General features: G+C 65.5%; 11 protein-coding genes. 3 read left to right on the top strand and 8 right to left on the bottom strand.

The window, feature by feature from the left end:
- The first annotated feature begins 55 nt into the window (after positions 1 to 55).
- Positions 56 to 2,602, top strand: a complete 2,547-nt coding sequence (locus G7Y82_RS14570) for a DUF1302 domain-containing protein (RefSeq protein WP_240954313.1) — start codon at positions 56 to 58, stop codon at positions 2,600 to 2,602.
- Between the two features lie 61 nt (positions 2,603 to 2,663).
- On the opposite strand, the gene catA is transcribed toward G7Y82_RS14570, so the two are convergent.
- Genes catA through G7Y82_RS14555 form a run of 3 tightly spaced genes read right to left on the bottom strand, consistent with a single transcriptional unit; the run spans position 2,664 to position 5,122 of the window.
- Positions 2,664 to 3,593: a catechol 1,2-dioxygenase gene (catA, locus tag G7Y82_RS14565; RefSeq protein WP_168148863.1), complete on the bottom strand. Its 930-nt coding sequence runs from the start codon at positions 3,591 to 3,593 to the stop codon at positions 2,664 to 2,666.
- 46 nt (positions 3,594 to 3,639) lie between these two features.
- Positions 3,640 to 3,930, bottom strand: coding sequence for a muconolactone Delta-isomerase (gene catC / locus G7Y82_RS14560; RefSeq protein WP_168148862.1), 291 nt, complete (start codon positions 3,928 to 3,930; stop codon positions 3,640 to 3,642).
- Position 3,931: 1 nt separating this feature from the next.
- A complete protein-coding gene (locus G7Y82_RS14555) occupies positions 3,932 to 5,122 on the bottom strand; it encodes a muconate/chloromuconate family cycloisomerase (protein WP_168148861.1) in 1,191 nt (396 codons plus the stop codon).
- 152 nt (positions 5,123 to 5,274) lie between these two features.
- On the opposite strand from G7Y82_RS14555, the gene G7Y82_RS14550 reads away from it, so the two are divergent.
- Positions 5,275 to 6,180, top strand: coding sequence for a LysR family transcriptional regulator (locus tag G7Y82_RS14550; protein WP_168148860.1), 906 nt, complete (start codon positions 5,275 to 5,277; stop codon positions 6,178 to 6,180).
- Between the two features lie 19 nt (positions 6,181 to 6,199).
- Here the strand turns inward: G7Y82_RS14550 and G7Y82_RS14545 are convergent, their stop codons facing one another.
- Positions 6,200 to 8,284 carry a DUF1302 domain-containing protein gene (locus G7Y82_RS14545; RefSeq protein ID WP_168148859.1) on the bottom strand — a complete coding sequence of 695 codons (2,085 nt, stop codon included), beginning with the start codon at positions 8,282 to 8,284 and terminating at the stop codon, positions 6,200 to 6,202.
- Positions 8,285 to 8,878: 594 nt separating this feature from the next.
- Here G7Y82_RS14545 and G7Y82_RS14540 point away from each other — a divergent pair.
- On the top strand, positions 8,879 to 11,377 hold the full coding sequence (locus tag G7Y82_RS14540; protein ID WP_168148858.1) for a TonB-dependent receptor: 2,499 nt from the start codon (positions 8,879 to 8,881) through the stop codon (positions 11,375 to 11,377).
- A gap of 50 nt (positions 11,378 to 11,427) precedes the next feature.
- Here G7Y82_RS14540 and G7Y82_RS14535 read toward each other — a convergent pair whose 3' ends face one another.
- The 4 genes from G7Y82_RS14535 to G7Y82_RS14520 all read right to left on the bottom strand — a co-directional run bounded on the left by G7Y82_RS14535 (position 11,428) and on the right by G7Y82_RS14520 (position 18,171).
- Positions 11,428 to 14,193 (bottom strand): hypothetical protein, encoded by a 2,766-nt coding sequence (locus tag G7Y82_RS14535; RefSeq protein WP_168148857.1) that lies wholly within the window; start codon positions 14,191 to 14,193, stop codon positions 11,428 to 11,430.
- 265 nt (positions 14,194 to 14,458) lie between these two features.
- A complete protein-coding gene (locus G7Y82_RS14530; RefSeq protein WP_168148856.1) occupies positions 14,459 to 16,069 on the bottom strand; it encodes a bifunctional 3-(3-hydroxy-phenyl)propionate/3-hydroxycinnamic acid hydroxylase in 1,611 nt (536 codons plus the stop codon).
- 13 nt (positions 16,070 to 16,082) lie between these two features.
- Positions 16,083 to 17,036 (bottom strand): fumarylacetoacetate hydrolase family protein, encoded by a 954-nt coding sequence (locus G7Y82_RS14525; RefSeq protein ID WP_168148855.1) that lies wholly within the window; start codon positions 17,034 to 17,036, stop codon positions 16,083 to 16,085.
- Positions 17,037 to 17,097: 61 nt separating this feature from the next.
- A complete protein-coding gene (locus G7Y82_RS14520) occupies positions 17,098 to 18,171 on the bottom strand; it encodes a VOC family protein (RefSeq protein WP_168148854.1) in 1,074 nt (357 codons plus the stop codon).
- Positions 18,172 to 18,312: the final 141 nt, after the last annotated feature.

Here is an 18,312-nt window from a genome sequence, read left to right as displayed (position 1 = left end):
GACGATGGCGGGATACGCAGGGCAACGACCCTGCGGACCGCGAGGAGGAGAACGGATGAAAGCAAGGATGGCGTTCAGCGGACGCCGGTCGCGGGCATGGCTGCTGGGTGGCCTGCTCGCCGCCGGCCTGGGGATGACGGCGGCACCGGCGTCGGCACTGCATTTCGATGCCGGCACGTTCGGCGGTGAGACGATAGAGGGCACGCTCGACAGCATCCTCACCGCGGGGGCGGCGATGCGCACGCAGTCGCCGAGCAGCAAGCTGATCGGCAAGGGCAATCTGCAGCCCGACGTCTGCGCCGGCGTCTACCAGGGCTGTCAGGGTCTGTTCCGCGATCAGACGCAGCCGGCGCGACGACTCGGCGAGGTGCCGGGGGCGCCCGGCATGAACGGCGACGACGGCGATCTGAACTACCGTCGCGGCGATCTGTTCCAGGCACCGATCAAGCTCGACAGCGCCCTGACGCTGACCTGGGGCGAGTTCGGTTTCTTCGGCCGCATCATCGGCTACTACGACGCGGTCAACGCCGACTTCACCGAGCGCCATCCGGACCGCATCAGCGCCAACAACGCCGACGCGGTGGCCCGCTACGGCACCTTCCTGCCGGTGCCGCTGCTGCAGAACACGATCGGCGCCCTGCCGCCGGCGCTGCAGCAGTTCGTCGGCGCACTGCCGGTGGTCGGCGGCCGCTACTACTCGGGCGGCGCGCTGGTGAAGAACCGGCGCCGCGACGGCGAAGTGCTGCGACAGGTCGGCAGCAACGTCGAGGCGATGGAAAGCTATGTGTTCGGCAACGTCGATGTCGGCGGCCACGAGCTGACGTTCAAGCTCGGCCGGCAGATCGTCAACTGGGGCGAAAGCACGCTGCTGGCGCTGAACAGCGTCAATCAGGCCAACCCGGTCGACGCCAATCGCGTCTATCGCGTCGGCACGCTGACCGAGGAAGCGTTCACGCCGGTCGCGATGGCGTACCTGAGCGTCCCGGCCACCGCGGACCTGACGCTGGAAGGCTATTACGCGCTGGAGTGGCGGCACCTGCAGGCGCCGGCGCCGGGCAGTTATTTCTCGACGCAGGACATCGGCACCAGCAATACCGGCGACACGCTGAACCTGAGCTTCGGCGGCTCGGCCGAAGACCCGGGCTGCCTGTCCAAGCTGCTCGACAATCCGCTGTCGCAGATCACGCCGACCTGTGTCACCGTCAGCCGCCTGCCGGACATGCGCGCGCGCAACAGCGGCCAGTTCGGCCTGAGCCTGCAGTACTACGCCGAGAACCTCAATGGCGGCACGCAGTTCGCGTTTTACTACCAGCACTACCACTCGCAGCTGCCGTATCTCGGTTTCTTCGCGTCGTATCCGAGCTGCGCGCGCGCCGGCGGCAATTCGCGCCACAACGACGCGACCGATTTGCTGTCGTTTCTCGCCGACTGTCCGAACCTGCCGATCCTTGCGTCCGATCCGACCGCGGCGACGTCCGACGCGGTGCCGTTCGACAGCGCGCGCTTCGCGCTGCAATACCCCGAGGACATCGAGCTGTTCGGCTTCAGCTTCAACACCACGTTCGGCAACTACGCGCTGCAGGGCGAAGTCGCCTACCGACCGAACAAGCCGATGCAGGTCGACGCGCACGACCTGGCGTTCGCCGCGTTCGGGCCGACGCTGACCCACTGCAACAGTGCCGCGGCCGGCTGCGCCGGCTCGGTGGCCGGCATCGGCTACCCGGAGGACAACGCGCCGCTGGGCCTGTACGGCAGCAGCGACTTCATCGCCGCCGACGGCCAGCGCGCTTACAACGACACCGTCGATCTGGTCATCGGCCACGTGCCCGGCTCGGCACGCTCGTTTCCGAATTACGTGATTCCGTATCGTGGCGGCGTCGCCGGCGAGAATACGGCGTGCTACCCACAGCCCGGCAGCGCCGATGACGCCGCGCACGGCTTCGACGGCTTCACGCATCCCTACTATGCGTACAACCGCCACAGCCCCTGCTACATCCGCGGCTACGAGCGCTTCCACGATCTGAACGTCGATCTGGGCGCGACGCGGGTCTATTCGGCGACCGAGAACTGGATCGCCGCCGATCAGTTGATCGTGCTCTACGAGCTCGGTGCCGAATGGGTGCCGGACCTGCCGTCGTACGACCGCCTGGTGCTGCAAGGCCCGGCCGCCGACGTCTACGGTCCGACCGCCGGTGCCGACGGCTCGGGCGCCGACGGTTCGCAGCGCGCCTGCGGCGGCGCCAGCAATTGCTCGATCGGACCCGACGGCCTGCGCTTCAATCCGCACCAGCAGAGTTCGGACGGCTTTCCGACCGCGTTCTCGTGGGGCTATCGCGTCATCGCGCAGGCCAGTTACGAAAGCGTGCTGCCGCGCATCAGCCTCAAGCCGACGCTGATCTGGCGTCACGACGTCGGCGGCATCTCGCCGGGACCGGCCGGCAATTTCGTGCGCAACCGCAAGGAAGTCGACAGCCTGCTGGAGATCCGCTACGACGCAGCGCTGTCGCTGAACGTCGGCTACACCTGGTTCTTCGGCGGCGGCGCTTACAACACCTTGCGCGACCGCGACTTCGCGCAGAGCTTCATCAAGTATCAGTTCTAGAAACACACGAGGGCCGACGCACCGCGCTGCCGCGATGCGCCGGCCCTCTCCCGCCGGACGATCAGGCCGCCAGCGCGCGGCGGCGTTCGATCATCTCGCCGGCAACGCCGGCGCTGGCCGCGGTCAGCGTGAAGTCGAACTCGATCTCGGCAAACGGCGTCTTCATGCCGTGCGCGGCCATGCGCTCGGCATCGCTGCGCTCGGTCATCGCCGGCACCAGATCCTCGCGCGTCGCGAACGCAAAGTCGTCCCACAGGTACTTGTCGCCGACGATGTTGATCTGCGTCGTCAGGAAGCGGTGGTCCGGCGCGCTGACGAAGAAATGGATGTGCGCCGGGCGCTGGCCGTGACGACCGATGGTGTCGAGCAGACCCTGCGTCGGGCCGTCCGGCGGGCAGCCGTAGCCGCTCGGCACGATGCTCTCGAACTTGTAACGGCCGTTCGCGTCGGTACGGATGCGGCGGCGCAGGTTGTATTCGCTCTGGCTCTTGTCGAAGAACGAGTACATGCCCTTGGTGTTGGCGTGCCAGACGTCGACGATCGCATTGGCCAGCGGCTTGCCGTTGGCGTCGCGCACGGTGCCGTGCATGATCAGCGGCGTGCCCGGATCGCTGCCGTCGTCGAGCTTGGCGAAACCGTCGGCGAGCGGCGCGCCGGCGACGTACAGCGGCCCTTCGATCGTGCGCGGCGTGCCGTTGTCGAGACCGGCGGCGGCATCCTCGGCGTCCATGCGCACGTCGAGGTAGTGCTCCAGGCCCAGACCGGCGGCGAGCAGGCCGGCTTCACCGGCGGCGCCCAGGTCGTTGAGATAGCTGACGCCGGCCCAGAATTCCTCGGGCGTCATGTTCAGATCGTCGATCGCCTTGAACAGATCGGACAGCAGGCGATGGACGATGGTCTTGGTGCGCGGGTTGCCGCCACCGGTGTTGAGGCCGCTGGCGATGCGCAGGAAATCCTGGATCTCGCGCGTCTGGCTCAGTTGAGTGCTCATGGGGGTCCTCCTCGGTGTGATGGGTATTGTCTTGGCGACGGCCGGCCTAGCGGTCGTCGTCGTGCAGGGATGAGGGATGGCGGCACAGCGGCATCACGTCGATGCGCATGTACGGAAACAGCGGCAGCGACATCAGCAGGTCGTGCAGCTGCGTCGGGCTGTCGACGTCGAAGACGCTGACGTTCGAGTACTGGCCGACGATGCGCCAGATATGGCGCCATTGACCGCTGCGCTGCAGCGCCTGGAAACGGGCCTTTTCGTCGGCCTTGAGCGTCGCCGCCCGGTCGGCCGGCATGTCGTGCGGCAACTGCACGTCCATTCGTACGTGAAACAGCATGTCAGACCACCTTGCGTTCGTTGTCGACGGCGACCAGCGTGCGCTGGCGGTCGCGGCGGAAGGCCGTGACGCGCGCTTCGTCGAGGGTGATGCCGAGACCGGGACCGGTCGGCACTTCGAGTTCGAAATCGCGATACGCCAGCGGCGTTTCGAGGATTTCCTCGGTCAACAGCAGCGGTCCGAACAGCTCGGTACCCCACTGCAGGTTCGGGAAGGTCGCGAACAGCTGCGCGGCGGCGATCGTGCCGACCGCGCCTTCGAGCATGGTGCCGCCGTACAGGCCGATGCCGGCGGCATCGGCGATGGCACCGACGCGCTGCGCGGCCAGCAGACCGCCGGACTGTTCGATCTTGACCGCGAACACGTCGGCCGCGGCGGCGCGCGCCAGCTCGAACGCCGACTCCGGCCCGTGCAGCACTTCATCGGCCATCAGCGCGATCGGGTAACGGCGCACCAGGCGCGCGAGTGCAGCAGCCGACGCCACCGGCTGTTCGACCAGTTCGCAACCGGCATCGACCAGCGCCGGCAGCGCGCGCGCCGCTTCGTACTCGCTCCAGGCCATGTTGACGTCGACGCGCACGCTGCCGCGATCGCCGAGCGCGCGCTTGATCGCCGCGACATGAGCCACATCGGCATCGACGCCGTTGCGGCCGATCTTCAGCTTGAAGATGCGATGCCGGCGCTGCGCCAGCATCTGTTCGGCTTCATCGATGTCGCGACCGGTATCGCCGGACGCCAGCGTCCACGCCACCGGCAGCGCCGCGCGCACGCGACCGCCGAGCAGTTCCGACAGCGGCACACCGACACGGCGCGCCTGCGCATCGAGCAGCGCCGTCTCGACGGCGCACTTGGCGAAGTGATTGCCCTTCACCATCTTGCCGACCGTCAGCATCAGGCGCTGGACCGCCGTCGCGTCGGCACCCCGCAGGACCGGCTCGAAGTAGCGATCGATCGCCAGCTTCATACCCTCCGGGCTTTCCGGTCCATAGGCCATGCCGGCGATCGTCGTGCCCTCGCCGATGCCGACGACGCCGTCCGAGCAAACCAGGCGCACCAGCATCAGCGTCTGCCCGTGCATGGTCGCCACCGACAGGCGGTGCGGCCGGATCGTCGGCAGATCGACGAGTACGGTCTCCACCCGCTCGATCGTCGGGAAGCAGGGCGAAGTCATCGATGTGGCGGCAGTCGTCATGACCACATTCTTGAGCCGCGACACGCCGGGAATCCAACACGATCGGCGTCTCGTTCAATATCTTTTAGATATAGTCCATAAAAAACACGGTTGTGCCAGCCAATGATGCGGCGCAGCATACGATGTCGATATGGCTCTCGGACAGAACCGCCATGGACTTGCGCCAGCTCCGCTACTTCGTCGCCGTCGCCCAGGAACGTCATTTCACGCGTGCCGCCGAGCGCCTGCATATCGCCCAGCCGCCGCTGAGCAAGCAGATCCAGCTGCTCGAAGAAGAACTGGGTGTGCCGCTGCTGACGCGCAGCCGCCCGGCACGGCTGACCGACGCCGGGCGCCTGTTCTACGAAGAAGCGCTGCAGGTACTCGGCCGCGTCGAGCATATGAAGGTCGCCGCGCGCCGCGTCGGCCTCAGCGAGAAGCGCGTGGTGTCGATCGGCTTTGTCGCCTCGACCTTGTACAGCGGGCTGCCGGCGGTGGTTCGGCGGCTGCGCGAACGGCGTCCGGACTACGACGTGCGTCTCGTCGAACTGATGTCGGTGGCCCAGCTCGATGCGCTCAAATCGGGGCGCATCGACGTCGGCTTCGGTCGCATCCGCGCCAGTGACAACGCCATCGAACGCCTGATCGTGCGCGAGGAGCGCCTGGTCCTGGCGTTGCCGGCCGATCACCCGCTGGCCGGCGACGACGCGCCGCTGCCGCTCGAGGCACTGCAGGATTCGGCGCTGATCGTCTACCCGAACGCGCCGCGGCCGAGCTTTGCCGACCATGTCCTGGCGCTGCTGCAGGATCACGGCCTGCATCCGCAGATCCAGGAAGTGCGCGAATTGCAGACCGCGCTGGGCCTGGTCGCCGCCGAAGCCGGCGTCTGCATCGTGCCGGCATCGGCCACCACCCTGCGCGCCGACCTGCGCTATCGCGTGCTCGACGAGGTCCACGCCACCTCGCCGATCATCATGAGCTACCGCCGCAACGACGACTCGGACCTGATCGAGCTGATCAAGGCCATCGTCGCCGAGGTCTATCGCGATCTGCCGGCGACGGACGTGTTGCCCGGCTGAGCCGCGGACCGCTGCCGGCTCAGTAGGTGTACGACAGACTGACCTGCACGTTGTCGCGATCACGCAGTGGATTGCGTGAGCCGTCGAAGTACAGGTACATCAGCGAGCCTTCGAGGTTCTGGCCGATGCGGAACTGCATGCCGCCGGTCACCCAGCGATTGCCCTTGACGTAGTTCTGCATCGGGAACGGCGCGATGCCATCGACGTCCTCGAACCAGATCAGCGTCGGCTTCAAGGTCAGGTCGAGATCGAAGACACGGCTGTAACTGACCTGGACCAGGCTGCGCAAACCCCAGGCGAAGCTCGACGCGAAGCCGCCGTGTTGCTGCGTGGGATTCAGGCGCAGCGTGGTCTGCGGTCCGGGGCCGGAACCGTCGGCGCCCGGCCCCGGATGCGAGCCCATCGCCTGGCCCTGGAAATAGACGGCACGTGGGCGGTCGACGATGTGCGTGAAGCCGCCCTCGGCAAGAAAGGTGATGTCGTCGGCGCCGATCGCACGGCCCGGAAACACCTGCAGCGCGTTGATCACGAACTGGCCGACCTTGAGCCGCTCCCAGCCACGCACGAAGTCGCCCGGCTGGTACTCGTTGCCGCTGCCGACGGCGCGGCCGCGATAAGGCGTGATGTAGTCCGGCAGGAACGTGCGCGCGCCGGGGATCGTCGTACCGAGCACGCCGGGCAGCGACGCGCCGAGCAAGGGCGTGTCCTCGGTCGGGAACGCCTGTTGCGCGCCGGCATAGAGCACATCGCTGATCGCCAGCTGTACCGGCAGGTTCGGCCGGAACGAATATTCGCCGCAGATCGCCCAGCCCATCACCGTGGTGTTGAAGCTGAAGCCGAACATGTGAATGTTCTCGGGGTAGCTCAGCACACCGCGCTCGGTATCGACCGGAATCGGCTCGGTCGCCACGCTCTTGTTCGTCTGCAGCGTGCCGTTGAAGACACCGCTCGCATTGCTGCACGCCACCAGCGCCGACGCGAAGTTGCCGGCGATCGCCGCGCGGCGCATGCACGAGGCTTCGGATTCGATCACCGAGAAGTACGGCAGCCGGCTGTGATAGTTCGCGTAGTACAACGAGAACTCGGTGCCGTTGTTGATGTTGTCGGCGTACCAGGTCAGGCGCAGGCCATACTGCCCCTGATCGCGCGGCTGCGTTTCGCCGACCAGCACGCGCCGGGTCGACGAGCTGAGCAGCGAGGTCGGCGCCGGCGGCTGATACAAGGCATTCGGGTCTTCGGCGAACTGGCCTGGCGCCGCTTCGATGTAGGTTCCGCCGATGATGTCGTTCGACGAAAAGTAAGTGCCGTCGGGTTCGGGGCGCGCACCATTCCACTTGTACTGATAGAAGGCCTGCGCGTTGATCGAATCGCTGAGGCGCATGTCGAGCAGCACCAGCGGCGTCGGGATACTCAGCTCGTTGATCGCCGAACCCGGCTGACGCGGCAGCACCGCATCCTGCGGGTTGATCACATCCAGCGTATTGAGCGTGTGCAGATCGGACTCTCCCCAACGCACGCGCTGTGCGCCGACCGACAAGGTGATCGGATGATCGTCGTCCCAGATATTCGACGTGTACTGCACAAAGGCATCGCGAAACTCGCCGCGCAGGCCGATGCGATGCTCGACGTCGCCGGAGCGCTTGGTATGCGCCGGCTGCAGCAGGGTGTTGGGGTGCGTTTCGTCGAAGTTGGTGTTGATGGCGTCGTAGAAGCCGACATAGCTCGCGCGCAGCGTCAGATCGTCCCACTGCAGCGCCACGCTCTGGTCGATCTTGACCAGCGCCGAATACAGATCGCCGCGGTCGTAATTGAGATCGCCATCGTCGAAGGCATGCGCCGCATAGTCGCCGCGCGCATCGATCAGACGCTGGTTCGGTGCCGGATCGCCGGACAGCGACATACAGTCGTCGGCCTGACACAGCGTCTGCTGCCCCGGCACGTTGAGCTTGCCGATCAGATCGTCGTCGCGCTTCTCGACGCGCCAGCCGGCGCCGACCGTCAATCGCGTATTGAGATCGACCTGCGCATCGCCGATGTCGAAATTGAAAGCCAGGCACGGCCACGGCAGCAGCAAAGCCAGCAACGCAATGGCCCACTGCGGCATGTGACTCAGCCGCCCCCCATCTGGCAACCCAATCGCGAATACCGACATCTTTTCTCCCCTGCTCCCAGCGCAGCGACGTGCCGCCAGACCACCGCTGCCCCCGAGAACTTCTCCCTTTTTTGTCGATCAACGGCTCGCATCGATGCGGCCGTCGCCTTTCTCCGTGGCGAGCGGTCACGCCCGACCAACGGTATTGCTTTTTTGAAAGCTGAATATATTGTAATACAAATCAACAATACGACGAGCAGGGAAATATTACCCCGGCCGTCAAACAAATCGCCTGAAAGAAGGCGACGTCCTGAGGAGAACGCGATGCGCTTACAGACCTTTCAGTACCGCTCCTGTGTCCGCACTCAACGCGCGGTGACCGGCGAGCGACATCGGACCGCACGCGTCTGAGCCTGCCGCCGGCCATCGACGCAAAGCGCGACACGCCGGCCACACCTTCAACACCAAGCATCGTCGGGTGCCGGCTCAGCCGGTGCCAGGGGACCGATCGGCTGCGGAATCGACACAGAGCAAGGCGCCCATGCGGTCAGGGGCGACCGTCATCACAAAACGCCGGAGGGCATCCGGTGCATATGGGGGAATCACATGAAACAGATGCGCTGGGCCGCTGGCCTGGGATACGCGGTTGCGCTCGGCACACTCGGCACGATACCGCTGTCAGTCGCACAGACGAGCGCAGGGACCGAGGGCGGCGGCACCGCCACCTCCGAACCCGCAGCCACGCTCAGTACGATCGCCGTGCCGGCGGAATCGCCGCCACCTATCGACGCATCCAGCACGTCGGGCGGCCAACTCAGCGAAGTCATCGTGACCGCGCAGAAACGCAGCCAGAACCTTCAGGATGTACCGCTGTCGGTCACCGCCATTAGCGCGAAAGACCTGCGACAACAGAACATCACCGACTCACGACAGCTCGCCGACTACGCACCCAATCTGCAGATCACGTCGTCGCCCGGCTTCAACTTCATTCGCATGCGTGGCGTCGGCTCCGAGTACAACCGCGGCGTCGAGCAGTCGGTGGGCATTGTCATCGACGACGTCAGCTACGGCCGGCCGAGCTATCTGAACATGGGGTACCTCGACCTCTCTAGCGTCGAAGTACTGCGCGGCCCTCAGGGCACCTTGTTCGGCAAGAACGCGCCGGCCGGCGTCGTGCATTTCCACACGGCAGACCCGAACGACACGCCGGAACTCGACACGGAACTGGCGACCAACAACGATCACCTGCATCGGATCGAGAGCGTTTTAAACGGCCCGATCATCGGCGACCGCCTGCTGGACGGTCGCCTCGCCTTCCTGCGCGAATCCCGCATCGGCGATATCTACAACACCACGCAACAGCGTCGCGTCGACGACCTCGATAATACCGACGCGCGACTCAAGCTTCTGTCACAGCCAGGCAACTTTCGCGTCCTCGCGTCGTTCGACTACATGCACGCCGCGCAACACGGGCCGGGCCTGCAACTGTACAGAGTCACCCCCCGCGCGCTAGCAGCGATGCAGGTCTACGACCCAGAAACGACAGCCGACATCTCTGACCAACGCAACCACGAGGACATCCGTGGCGAGGTACGCCGCCGCTCGCTCGACGGCACGCTCAACGCGAGTTGGGACAGCCGCCACAACTTCGAGATTCGCAATATCTTCAATGCTGCCTACATGCGAGAAACGACCACTTTCGACCCGGACTTCTCGCCCATCGCTTTTCTGAAAGTCGACAATAACGAGGACTATCACCAGATCAGCAACGAACTGCGCTTCTCGTCAACCGACCGCGGCCCACTCGAATGGGTGGCCGGCTTGTTCTACTATCGGACACACGTCGTCTCGCCGTTCATCCTCTACGACTATCTACAGTTGCCGGAAATCATCGGCATCACCGGTGCTGTCGAATCGTCGCTGGACTTCAATTGCAGCAACCCTTTACTGCCATGTTGGACCGATCAGACCGCTGTCTCGACAGCCGCAGCCACCGAGGCTCGGGCGCGCCAACAGGCCACTGGCACACCGTTGCTTGAGCACGATACCCACCTCTTCGACCAAAGCTCGAACAGCTATGCCGGATTCGGACAGTTCACATGGCATGTGACGAAGAAGGTCGCACTGACCGCCGGCGCACGCTACACGGTCGAGATCAAGAAGCTCGATTTCAGCAACGAAATCTATAACGACACGACCGGCGGAACCGGCGTTGTCAGCGCCGGAAATCCGACCGGAGCCGTCATCATCCCGGTGATCCAGCAAGGAGCCGAGGACTTCTCGCAGACGGCGAGTCGACGCGAAACGGATTTCTCACCGAAGTTCTCAGCGCAGTACTACTTCACTGATCACGTCAACGTCTATGCGACCTTCGCCAAGGGCTTCAAGTCTGGCGGCTACAACGCACAGGCGCTCAATGCCCAGCAGCTCGAATACGGCCCCGAGAGTTCGTTGACGTACGAAGCCGGACTGCGCAGCAAAGTACTGGGCGGTGCGTTGCGCTTCAACCTCAGCGGTTTCTACACGGACTATCGAAATCTGCAGATTTCATCACCGACCGGTGTCGGCTTCACCGTCGGCAACGTCCCAAAGGCACATACCAGCGGGGTCGAACTCGATGCCGGCCTCGCACTATCACGCTGGCTGATTCTCAATGGCACTGGCGCCTACACAGTCGCCGCCTACGATGACTTCAAAAGCGGCCCATGCCCGACAACGATGCCGAACGGCTCGATCTGCGACTTGACCGGTCGTACTATGCCCTATGTCCCACGCTGGTCATGGACGCAGAATGTGGTGACGCACGTCCCGGTGTTTGGCGACTACTCGCTGGAGGGCGTCTTCACTGCGGTCTATTCGACGAGCCAGTACACGCAAACCAATCTTGACCCAGTCGATCGCCGGCCGGCCGGGTTTATGCTGCGCGCAGGGCTCGGCTTGGCCGACGCTGAGCGTCGCTACGCACTGACATTCTTCGTCGACAACATCGCAAATCGCGCGATGCCTGCAGCGTCAACGGCGATCGCCACTTTCAGCCAATCGCATTATGCCGGGGTCATGCCCCTGCGCACGTATGAACTCAAGTTCAAGCTGATGTGGTTCTAAGTGCTCATGCTGGCCTACAGCGCGTTTCAAGCGCTGTAGGCCAGCATCAGCTACTGCGCCGTTGCGTAGAAGTCGGTCGCGACTTTCGCAGCGCTGGAGAATGCCGCGTAGCTGCGGTCGGAATCCTGCTGGCTATAGCCCTGACGGATCGCGTTGAGATACATCGCGTAGTAGTTGTAAGCGGCCGCGCACATCGCATGCAGCTGCACGTCCGGACCGCTCTGGTGGGCGGCGAAGAATTGCTGATAGTTGTCGACGGTATAACCGTCGCAGGCGGGCTGGCCGTCGAGTGTGTTCGGCCGCGGCGTGTAGCCCGCGACCGTGGCTGGCGCAAGCGGTTCCGCCGTGGCGGCTGGCGCAACATCGGTCTCGACCGCGGCCTGCGCCGTCGCCGCGCTGCCGGCCGATTCAGCAGGCTCAGCGTTCAAGGCAGCGTTCGGCGCCGCGGCGCCGGTCTCGGCGGCGCCATCCTGGCTCGTCGCATCCCAGCCGTCGCGCGCGGCGTTGAACAGCAGGCTGGCCTTGTCGCCCATGTCCGGCGCCTTGCCGGTCAGCAACGAACCGGCGGCGACCGACGCCAGCTTGCCCCAGAAATGCCCACCGCCCTTCTTCTTTTTCCCTGTAGCCGGTGGCGCCGCGTCAGCCTGCAGCGCCGCCCCGGTTTGCCCCTTGGCGACCGGCGCTTCGGCCGCAGCTTGCGCGGCTGCGGCGGCTGCCGGCGGGGCCTCAGCTGCGGGTACGCTCGCTTGCACACTGTCACCCGCGTTCGTGGGCGCTGGCCGTGATACCGGGGCGAGGCTCGCCACGTCCGGCGTTGCCGTGGGCGCGGTGGCGGGCGCGGCCTCCGCTGCGCTGTGCGCGGAGTCCTCGACTAGCGGGATCGCACCAGGCGCGACCCGCGGCTCGACAGTCGGCGCAAGCCGTGGTACCAGCTGATCACCCCCGGTGTCCATTTCCGGATCGCGGCGTGCCTGTTCCTCAGCGGCGGCCTGCATACGCAATTGCGAAACCGCATCGCGTCGCGCATCGAGCTTGCGCTGCTCGACGCGCGCCAGATAGATCGCATCGACCCGCTCGCCGTCGGCATAGCTGCATGCCTCGATCATGCCGTCGGTTTCATTCGGGCACTGGCCATCGCCCTGCGGCTTCAGTCCGGCGAATTCGCCACGAAACACCAGCTGCCCCTCGTGCCAGAGTTCGCCACGCCCCACGATCGCCGGCACGCGATCGCTCGAAAACTGCGCAGCGCGCCATTCGTCGTCGACATGGCCCGGACGTGCGGGATCGAAGGACTGCATGACCGTCTTCGTTCCTTCGCCGTACTGCAGGCGATAGCGGCCGTCGACCGACCATGCGTAGAGGCGATCGGCGTGCTGTCGACAGTCCGGCCCCCAAGCCAGCCAGCCGACCGGCAGCTCCGGATGCAGCGAGCAGGCAGCGGCGAGTGGCGCGTAGTTGGCCAGCGTGCCCGGCTCCGGCCGCGCAAGGTCCGGCAGGGCGCCGGGCTCCAGTGTGCCGTCGTAGAGATAGGCGCCCGGTGGCCCGAGCGACGTCATGCTGCGCGTCTCGATGCGGATCGGCCCGCTCAGGTACAAGCCACCGCTGCGCGCCGTGCCGCGACGCACGGCGCCGGCCGGGACGTCCGTCGACTCGATGACGGCGCCGCTGGCTCGATAGCTTTCGTCAGTCGCAACGAAACTGGCATCGAGCGGCGCGATGAAATGCCCGCCGCGCACCTCGCCTTCGATGTAGCCGATTCCGGGGTAGACCACGCGTGCTGCGCTCGCTTGCGCGCCATACAAATCGCCGGACTCCGACCACAGCAGTGCCTGCGTACGCGGATTCCAGCTTGCGCGCCAGGTGATCCGGCCGTGGTCGTCGGCAACGCCGGTATAGACGCCCTGATCGTCCCAGGCTACCAGCGGGCCGACCGGCTCGATCAGCAGGTCGTCGCGACTGAGGCGCACGTGACCGACGATGGTGCGTCCGCTCGCGAGACGGTAGACGCCTTCCGTCAACGCACTGCCGTAACCGTTGCACCCCGCGTCGCGGCCGCGAAACACCGACAGTGCCTGTGGCGTATCCGCCGGTGCGTCGTAGCGCACCTCCACCGGGCCGTTGTGACCCGCGCAGAACGCCGCGCCCGGAATCTTCGGCCCGTCGCTATCGGGGTGCACGATGACGCCTGAACCGCTGGCGACCACGGCCGGCGTCCACGACGGCGTGACCAGCGAGGCATACAGCTCGCGCGCCGCCGCGAACTGCGGCATGCCCGGCATGTCGGGAATGGTCGGAAATGGTGTGAAAGCGGACGCGATGGCGACACCCGCCACGGGCTCGACATCGACGGTCAAGGCGTAGCGACCCCGCGCATCCGGCTGCCACGCGTAGACCATCACGTCATAGTCACCGTCGGCCGGCAACACACCGCTGCTGGTTCCGGCCGAACCGGTTCCGGCGTTGGTCGAGAACACGATGGCAGCGGCTGGGTCGCCACCCGCGCGCTGTAGGCGCGCGATGACATCCAGTTGAGGCCGGATCAATAGCGATACACGATCGCCCTTTTTGCCGCGCAGGCGATAACGATCGTATGGATACGCCATGAAGGTCGGATCATCGTCACCGATGGCGCCCTCGATGGCCTGCCCGGCGCTCAGTTCGATGATCGGCGCGACAGGCTTGGCGGACGAAGGCGACGGCGTTTCGACCTGCGGCCCCGTAGCCGGGGCTTGGGCGTCGGCCGCGATGGCCGACGCGAAATGAGCAAGGACAGCGAACGGCACCCACGACAACAGACACAGCACAACGCGGTCCATGTTCCCCCCTCGACAGACCGTGAGCAGCCGGCGCCCGGGCCGACATGCAAAACGACATCCCCCGATGCCATCTTCATGCCCGACTATAGCCTTCCAGACCCTTGCAACGCGACCTTATCGGACACGCCCGTCCTGCGTCGCACGCCGCCTGTCGCGCTGCGCCTGCGCGACAGGGCCATGCACCGTGTTCGCGCCGTGCGGCTCGATGCCGACTTTGGGCCTGCCAGCCGCTGTCGCGCGCGTCAGTGCGGGCGCGCCCGGCATCTCAAGCCGTGGCGTCGATCAGTGCGAGTGCCGCTTCGACCAGCTGTGCCGCCGACTCGACTGGACCATCGATCACGACCGTGCGGTCGGGCCGCAGCACCGCGCACCAGCCATACGGCGCGGCGCCAGGCAGCAAGGCATCGTGCAGATCCTCGAAGACATGCGGGTCCGTCCTGCCCGCACCGCGCTGCACGATCTGCACGATCGCGCCGCCGTGCGCACGCCAGCGCGCCTGCGCCGGCGCGTCGAGCACGTTCAGTGGATCACGGCCGAAACCGACCAGCGTCAGCGAAGGCCCGAAGGCGTCGTCGCTGAGCAGGACCCTGCCGTCCTGAGCGCGGACGTGAGCCTGCGGAATCTGCGCGCCGCGACGCAGCCTGCCGCGCCCGCGGACGAACAGACCGCGAGGAAAAACGTTCTTCGGCTTGACGCCGGCATTGTCGAGAAAAGTCCGCAGGGGCGGCACGCGGCGCAGCAAGGCCATCGTGCCATGCACGAACATCGCCAGCGGCGCATTGCGCGGCATCACCAGCTGCCCCATCTGCCGCGCCAGATTGATCATCTTGGTCGCGTGCGGGCGGCGCTCCTCGTCGTAGCTGTCGAGAATGCGTGGCGACGCATAGCCTTTGAGCACCCAGGCCAATTTCCAGCTCAGATTCGCCGCATCACGCAGCCCGGACACCAGGCCCTGGCCAACGAACGGAGGTGTGATGTGGGCGGCGTCGCCGGCGAGGAAGACACGACCGACGCTGTAGCGTTCGCAAGAACGCGCGTGAAAGCGATAGACCGCCTTGCGCTCGATGCGCGCTTCGCCGTTGGGCACCCACGGCGCGAGCAGGCGCTTGATCGTCTCGTCGCTCTCCATCTGTTCGCGCGTCTCGCCAGCTCGCAGCATGAACTCCCAACGGGTACGGCCGCCCGGCGCCACCATATGCGGCACCGGCCGCCGATGGTCACAGATGAACTCGACGTGATCGAATGACCCTGGCACATCGAATGCGTCGATGACCAGCCAGTCCTCGGCATAGGTGCGTCCGGTGAATTCCTGGCCGATGCTGCGACGCACATTCGATGCCGCACCATCGGCGCCGATCAGATAGCGCGAGCGCGCCGTGAATGGCGTGCCATCGGCGCGCCGCAGCTGCGTGCGAACGCCATGCTCGTCGGCGTCGAACGACAGCATTTCGATTTGCGTCATGGCCTGCACCTGCGCCGACGCTTCGGCATGTCGCCGCAGCGCGCGCTCGAGGTCCGGCTGGTAGAACGTGACGAGCTTGGGGTGACCGTCGATGCTGCCGGTCGTCTCGATCCGCGAGAATTCGCCGACGTAAGGACAGTGCATCCGCACATGCGGAATCACGACCTTGTCGAAGTCATCCTCGGCGAGCCCGGCCATCTGCAGGATGCGCAGCGCCTCGTTGTCGAGCGCGATCGCGCGCGGCGCCATCAGCACGTCCGGCGCGCGATCGACCACCAGGGTCCGAATGCCGTAGCGGCCGAGGAACGCGGCGCAGGCGGCGCCCACCGGGCCGTAGCCGACGATGGTGACATCGACCTCGATCTCGCGGACCGCCTGGCTGTCGGCGAGCGCTGGTGACGGCTCAGGATTCATGCCACCCACCCGATCACACGCCCTGTACGACAGCGTTGCGCTGGACACCGAGATCGATCCCGGCCTCGGCGCAGCGGATGCTCGTCTCGACGACATCACCCGGCTTCAGATATTGGGTGCGCTTGAGCTGGATCTTGTGGAACATCGCCCACTTCTTGTGTTCCGGCAACAGCGCCGCGATCTTCTGTTTACCCGGCGACGGCACCGACAACGCGCATCCGGACGGGGTGCCGGTCGCTAGCAGATCGCCGACGTGGAAGTCCTGGACGCCGGACAGCTCGGTCAAGGTCTCGGCCGGCCCATACACCAGATTACGGGTATTGTCCTTCTGGCGAATCTCGCCGTTGACGCTCAGTTGCAGATCAAGCTCGCCGAGCACGCCGATCTCGGACGCATCGAGCAGGCACAGATACGGCCCGACCGGTCCGAAGCTGCGGAAGCTCTTGCCCTTGTAGAACTGCATCTGCGGAATCTGCACGTCACGCGCCGAGTAGTCGTTGACGATGACGATGCCGGCGATGAACTCGTGCAGATTGGCATCGGTCACCCGCACCTTGCTGGTGATGTCACGCGAGAACACCAGCCCGAGTTCAACCTCGTAGTCGAGCAGTTTCACCGCCGCCGGCCGGATCACCGGCTCATAGGCGCCGGTCATGCAGCTGGTCGCCTTGGTGAAAATCATGTTGTAGGTCTTCTCGTCCGGATTCAGACCGGACTCGATCATGTGCTGCCGATAGTTCGCGCCCTGGCAGACGAACTGCTGATTGCGCGTCACCGGCGACAGACAGCGCACCGACGATTCGGCCAGCGTGCCGCCGCCGACGCCCGCCAGGGTCTGAGCCGAATGAACCTTGAGGAAATCCGCGGTAGTCGCGTACTCACCGTCGATCGGCGTCACCAAGCCGGCTTTCGCCACGCCCCAGCGGATCGCGCCCTCAAATTCGTAGCGAATGACGTTCACGGACATCGATGATTCTCCTGTTGGTTTGCGGCCGTCAGTCCGCGTTGCGGCAAACGGTGGTCTCGGGTCATGAAAAGAGGCGGGCCAGCGTTGCGAGCTTTTTCAGCGAAAGGTCCGGGGTGCTGCGCAGGTTGCGCACCAAGGCCGTCACCGCCGCGGGCGTCATGCGCGGCTTGGTGAAACTCTTGGGCATGATGGGCCCCCATTGCGACATGGCTTCACGGCTGACCTCGTGGATGCCGGTCGGCCGCTCGGCGGTGAACTTGTCGCCATCGCAGTAATGCTCGTGTTTGTCGCCCCAGGGGTCCTGCCAGTAGTCGAAAATCTGGCTGCCGAGAATGTGCCGCCCCATGCCCCAGGCATGCGTCCAGCCGCGCTCGCGCAGCACGCGCTGGCCCATGCTGACCGCGTCCACGTCGACGACCTCGTAGGCGCTGTGGCTGTAGGTGGCCATGAAGCCCTGCGCGAGCGCCACGGTGTGATGGTCGGCCGGCGTATCGCCCAGATCCAGACGCAGGAAGGTCACCGCCGGCGAGCCGTCGTCGAGCACCTGCACATCGCTGGGAATCAGCCCCAGGTGTTGCGTGTACCACGCGCAGGTCTGCTGATAGTTGGCCACCTCGAGCACCATGTGACCGAGACGGATCACCTCCGGCGGATTCGCTGGCGGCCGCTGCGTGCCATTGACGCGGACATCTTCGTCCGGCGTGTTGAAGGTCATTGGCGGGCGATGTGGCAGCGACGCCACCGTTTGCTGGCCATGCACGATCTCGATACGAAAGCCCGCAGGATCGGTCAGCGTCACCGCCGCACCGCCGCCCGGCGCGTCGACCGTTTTGATCGGGCCGGCACCGGGGAGTCGCGCCAGTGCCTCCAATTCGGCCTTCGAAGCGACACTGAAGCCTGCGCCGACAAAACGAGCACTGCGCCCGCGCTCGATGCGATAGCAATACGGAATGCCGGCCGTGCCGCGCAGGTAGCGCACATCGTCACGGTGCTCGACCGGCAACAAGCCAAAGTCGGTCAGAAACTTCTCGGCGCGCTCCGGATCCGGCCGCTCAAAAATCAGATAGAGCAGCGCCGTCGCCTTGGCGGTTGGCGCCGGATGGCGAGCGGGTTGCGCCGTCGTGAGCTGTGTCATGTCGAGACCTCCATGCAATGGCGATCGGCTCGCGACTCGCAAGCCGGTATCGGGCGCCGCTTTCTGGCGCGAACCTTTTCTGAATTATTGTGCATATTTGAATAAATATTCAAATATGAATCGCCGGCATATAATCTGGCC

The organism is Solimonas marina, assembly GCF_012241385.1.
GTDB lineage: Bacteria > Pseudomonadota > Gammaproteobacteria > Nevskiales > Nevskiaceae > Solimonas > Solimonas marina.
This window is presented reverse-complemented; position numbering and strand designations above follow the sequence as displayed.

Bases quoted from the DNA above. Each gene is read 5' to 3' on its own strand.
- G7Y82_RS14570 (WP_240954313.1), top strand. From the start codon at position 56: ATGAAAGCAAGGATGGCGTTCAGCGGACGCCGGTCGCGGGCATGGCTG.
- catA (WP_168148863.1), bottom strand. From the start codon at position 3,593: ATGAGCACTCAACTGAGCCAGACGCGCGAGATCCAGGATTTCCTGCGC.
- catC (WP_168148862.1), bottom strand. From the start codon at position 3,930: ATGCTGTTTCACGTACGAATGGACGTGCAGTTGCCGCACGACATGCCG.
- G7Y82_RS14555 (WP_168148861.1), bottom strand. From the start codon at position 5,122: ATGACGACTGCCGCCACATCGATGACTTCGCCCTGCTTCCCGACGATC.
- G7Y82_RS14550 (WP_168148860.1), top strand. From the start codon at position 5,275: ATGGACTTGCGCCAGCTCCGCTACTTCGTCGCCGTCGCCCAGGAACGT.
- G7Y82_RS14545 (WP_168148859.1), bottom strand. From the start codon at position 8,284: ATGCCGCAGTGGGCCATTGCGTTGCTGGCTTTGCTGCTGCCGTGGCCG.
- G7Y82_RS14540 (WP_168148858.1), top strand. From the start codon at position 8,879: ATGAAACAGATGCGCTGGGCCGCTGGCCTGGGATACGCGGTTGCGCTC.
- G7Y82_RS14535 (WP_168148857.1), bottom strand. From the start codon at position 14,193: ATGGACCGCGTTGTGCTGTGTCTGTTGTCGTGGGTGCCGTTCGCTGTC.
- G7Y82_RS14530 (WP_168148856.1), bottom strand. From the start codon at position 16,069: ATGAATCCTGAGCCGTCACCAGCGCTCGCCGACAGCCAGGCGGTCCGC.
- G7Y82_RS14525 (WP_168148855.1), bottom strand. From the start codon at position 17,036: ATGTCCGTGAACGTCATTCGCTACGAATTTGAGGGCGCGATCCGCTGG.
- G7Y82_RS14520 (WP_168148854.1), bottom strand. From the start codon at position 18,171: ATGACACAGCTCACGACGGCGCAACCCGCTCGCCATCCGGCGCCAACC.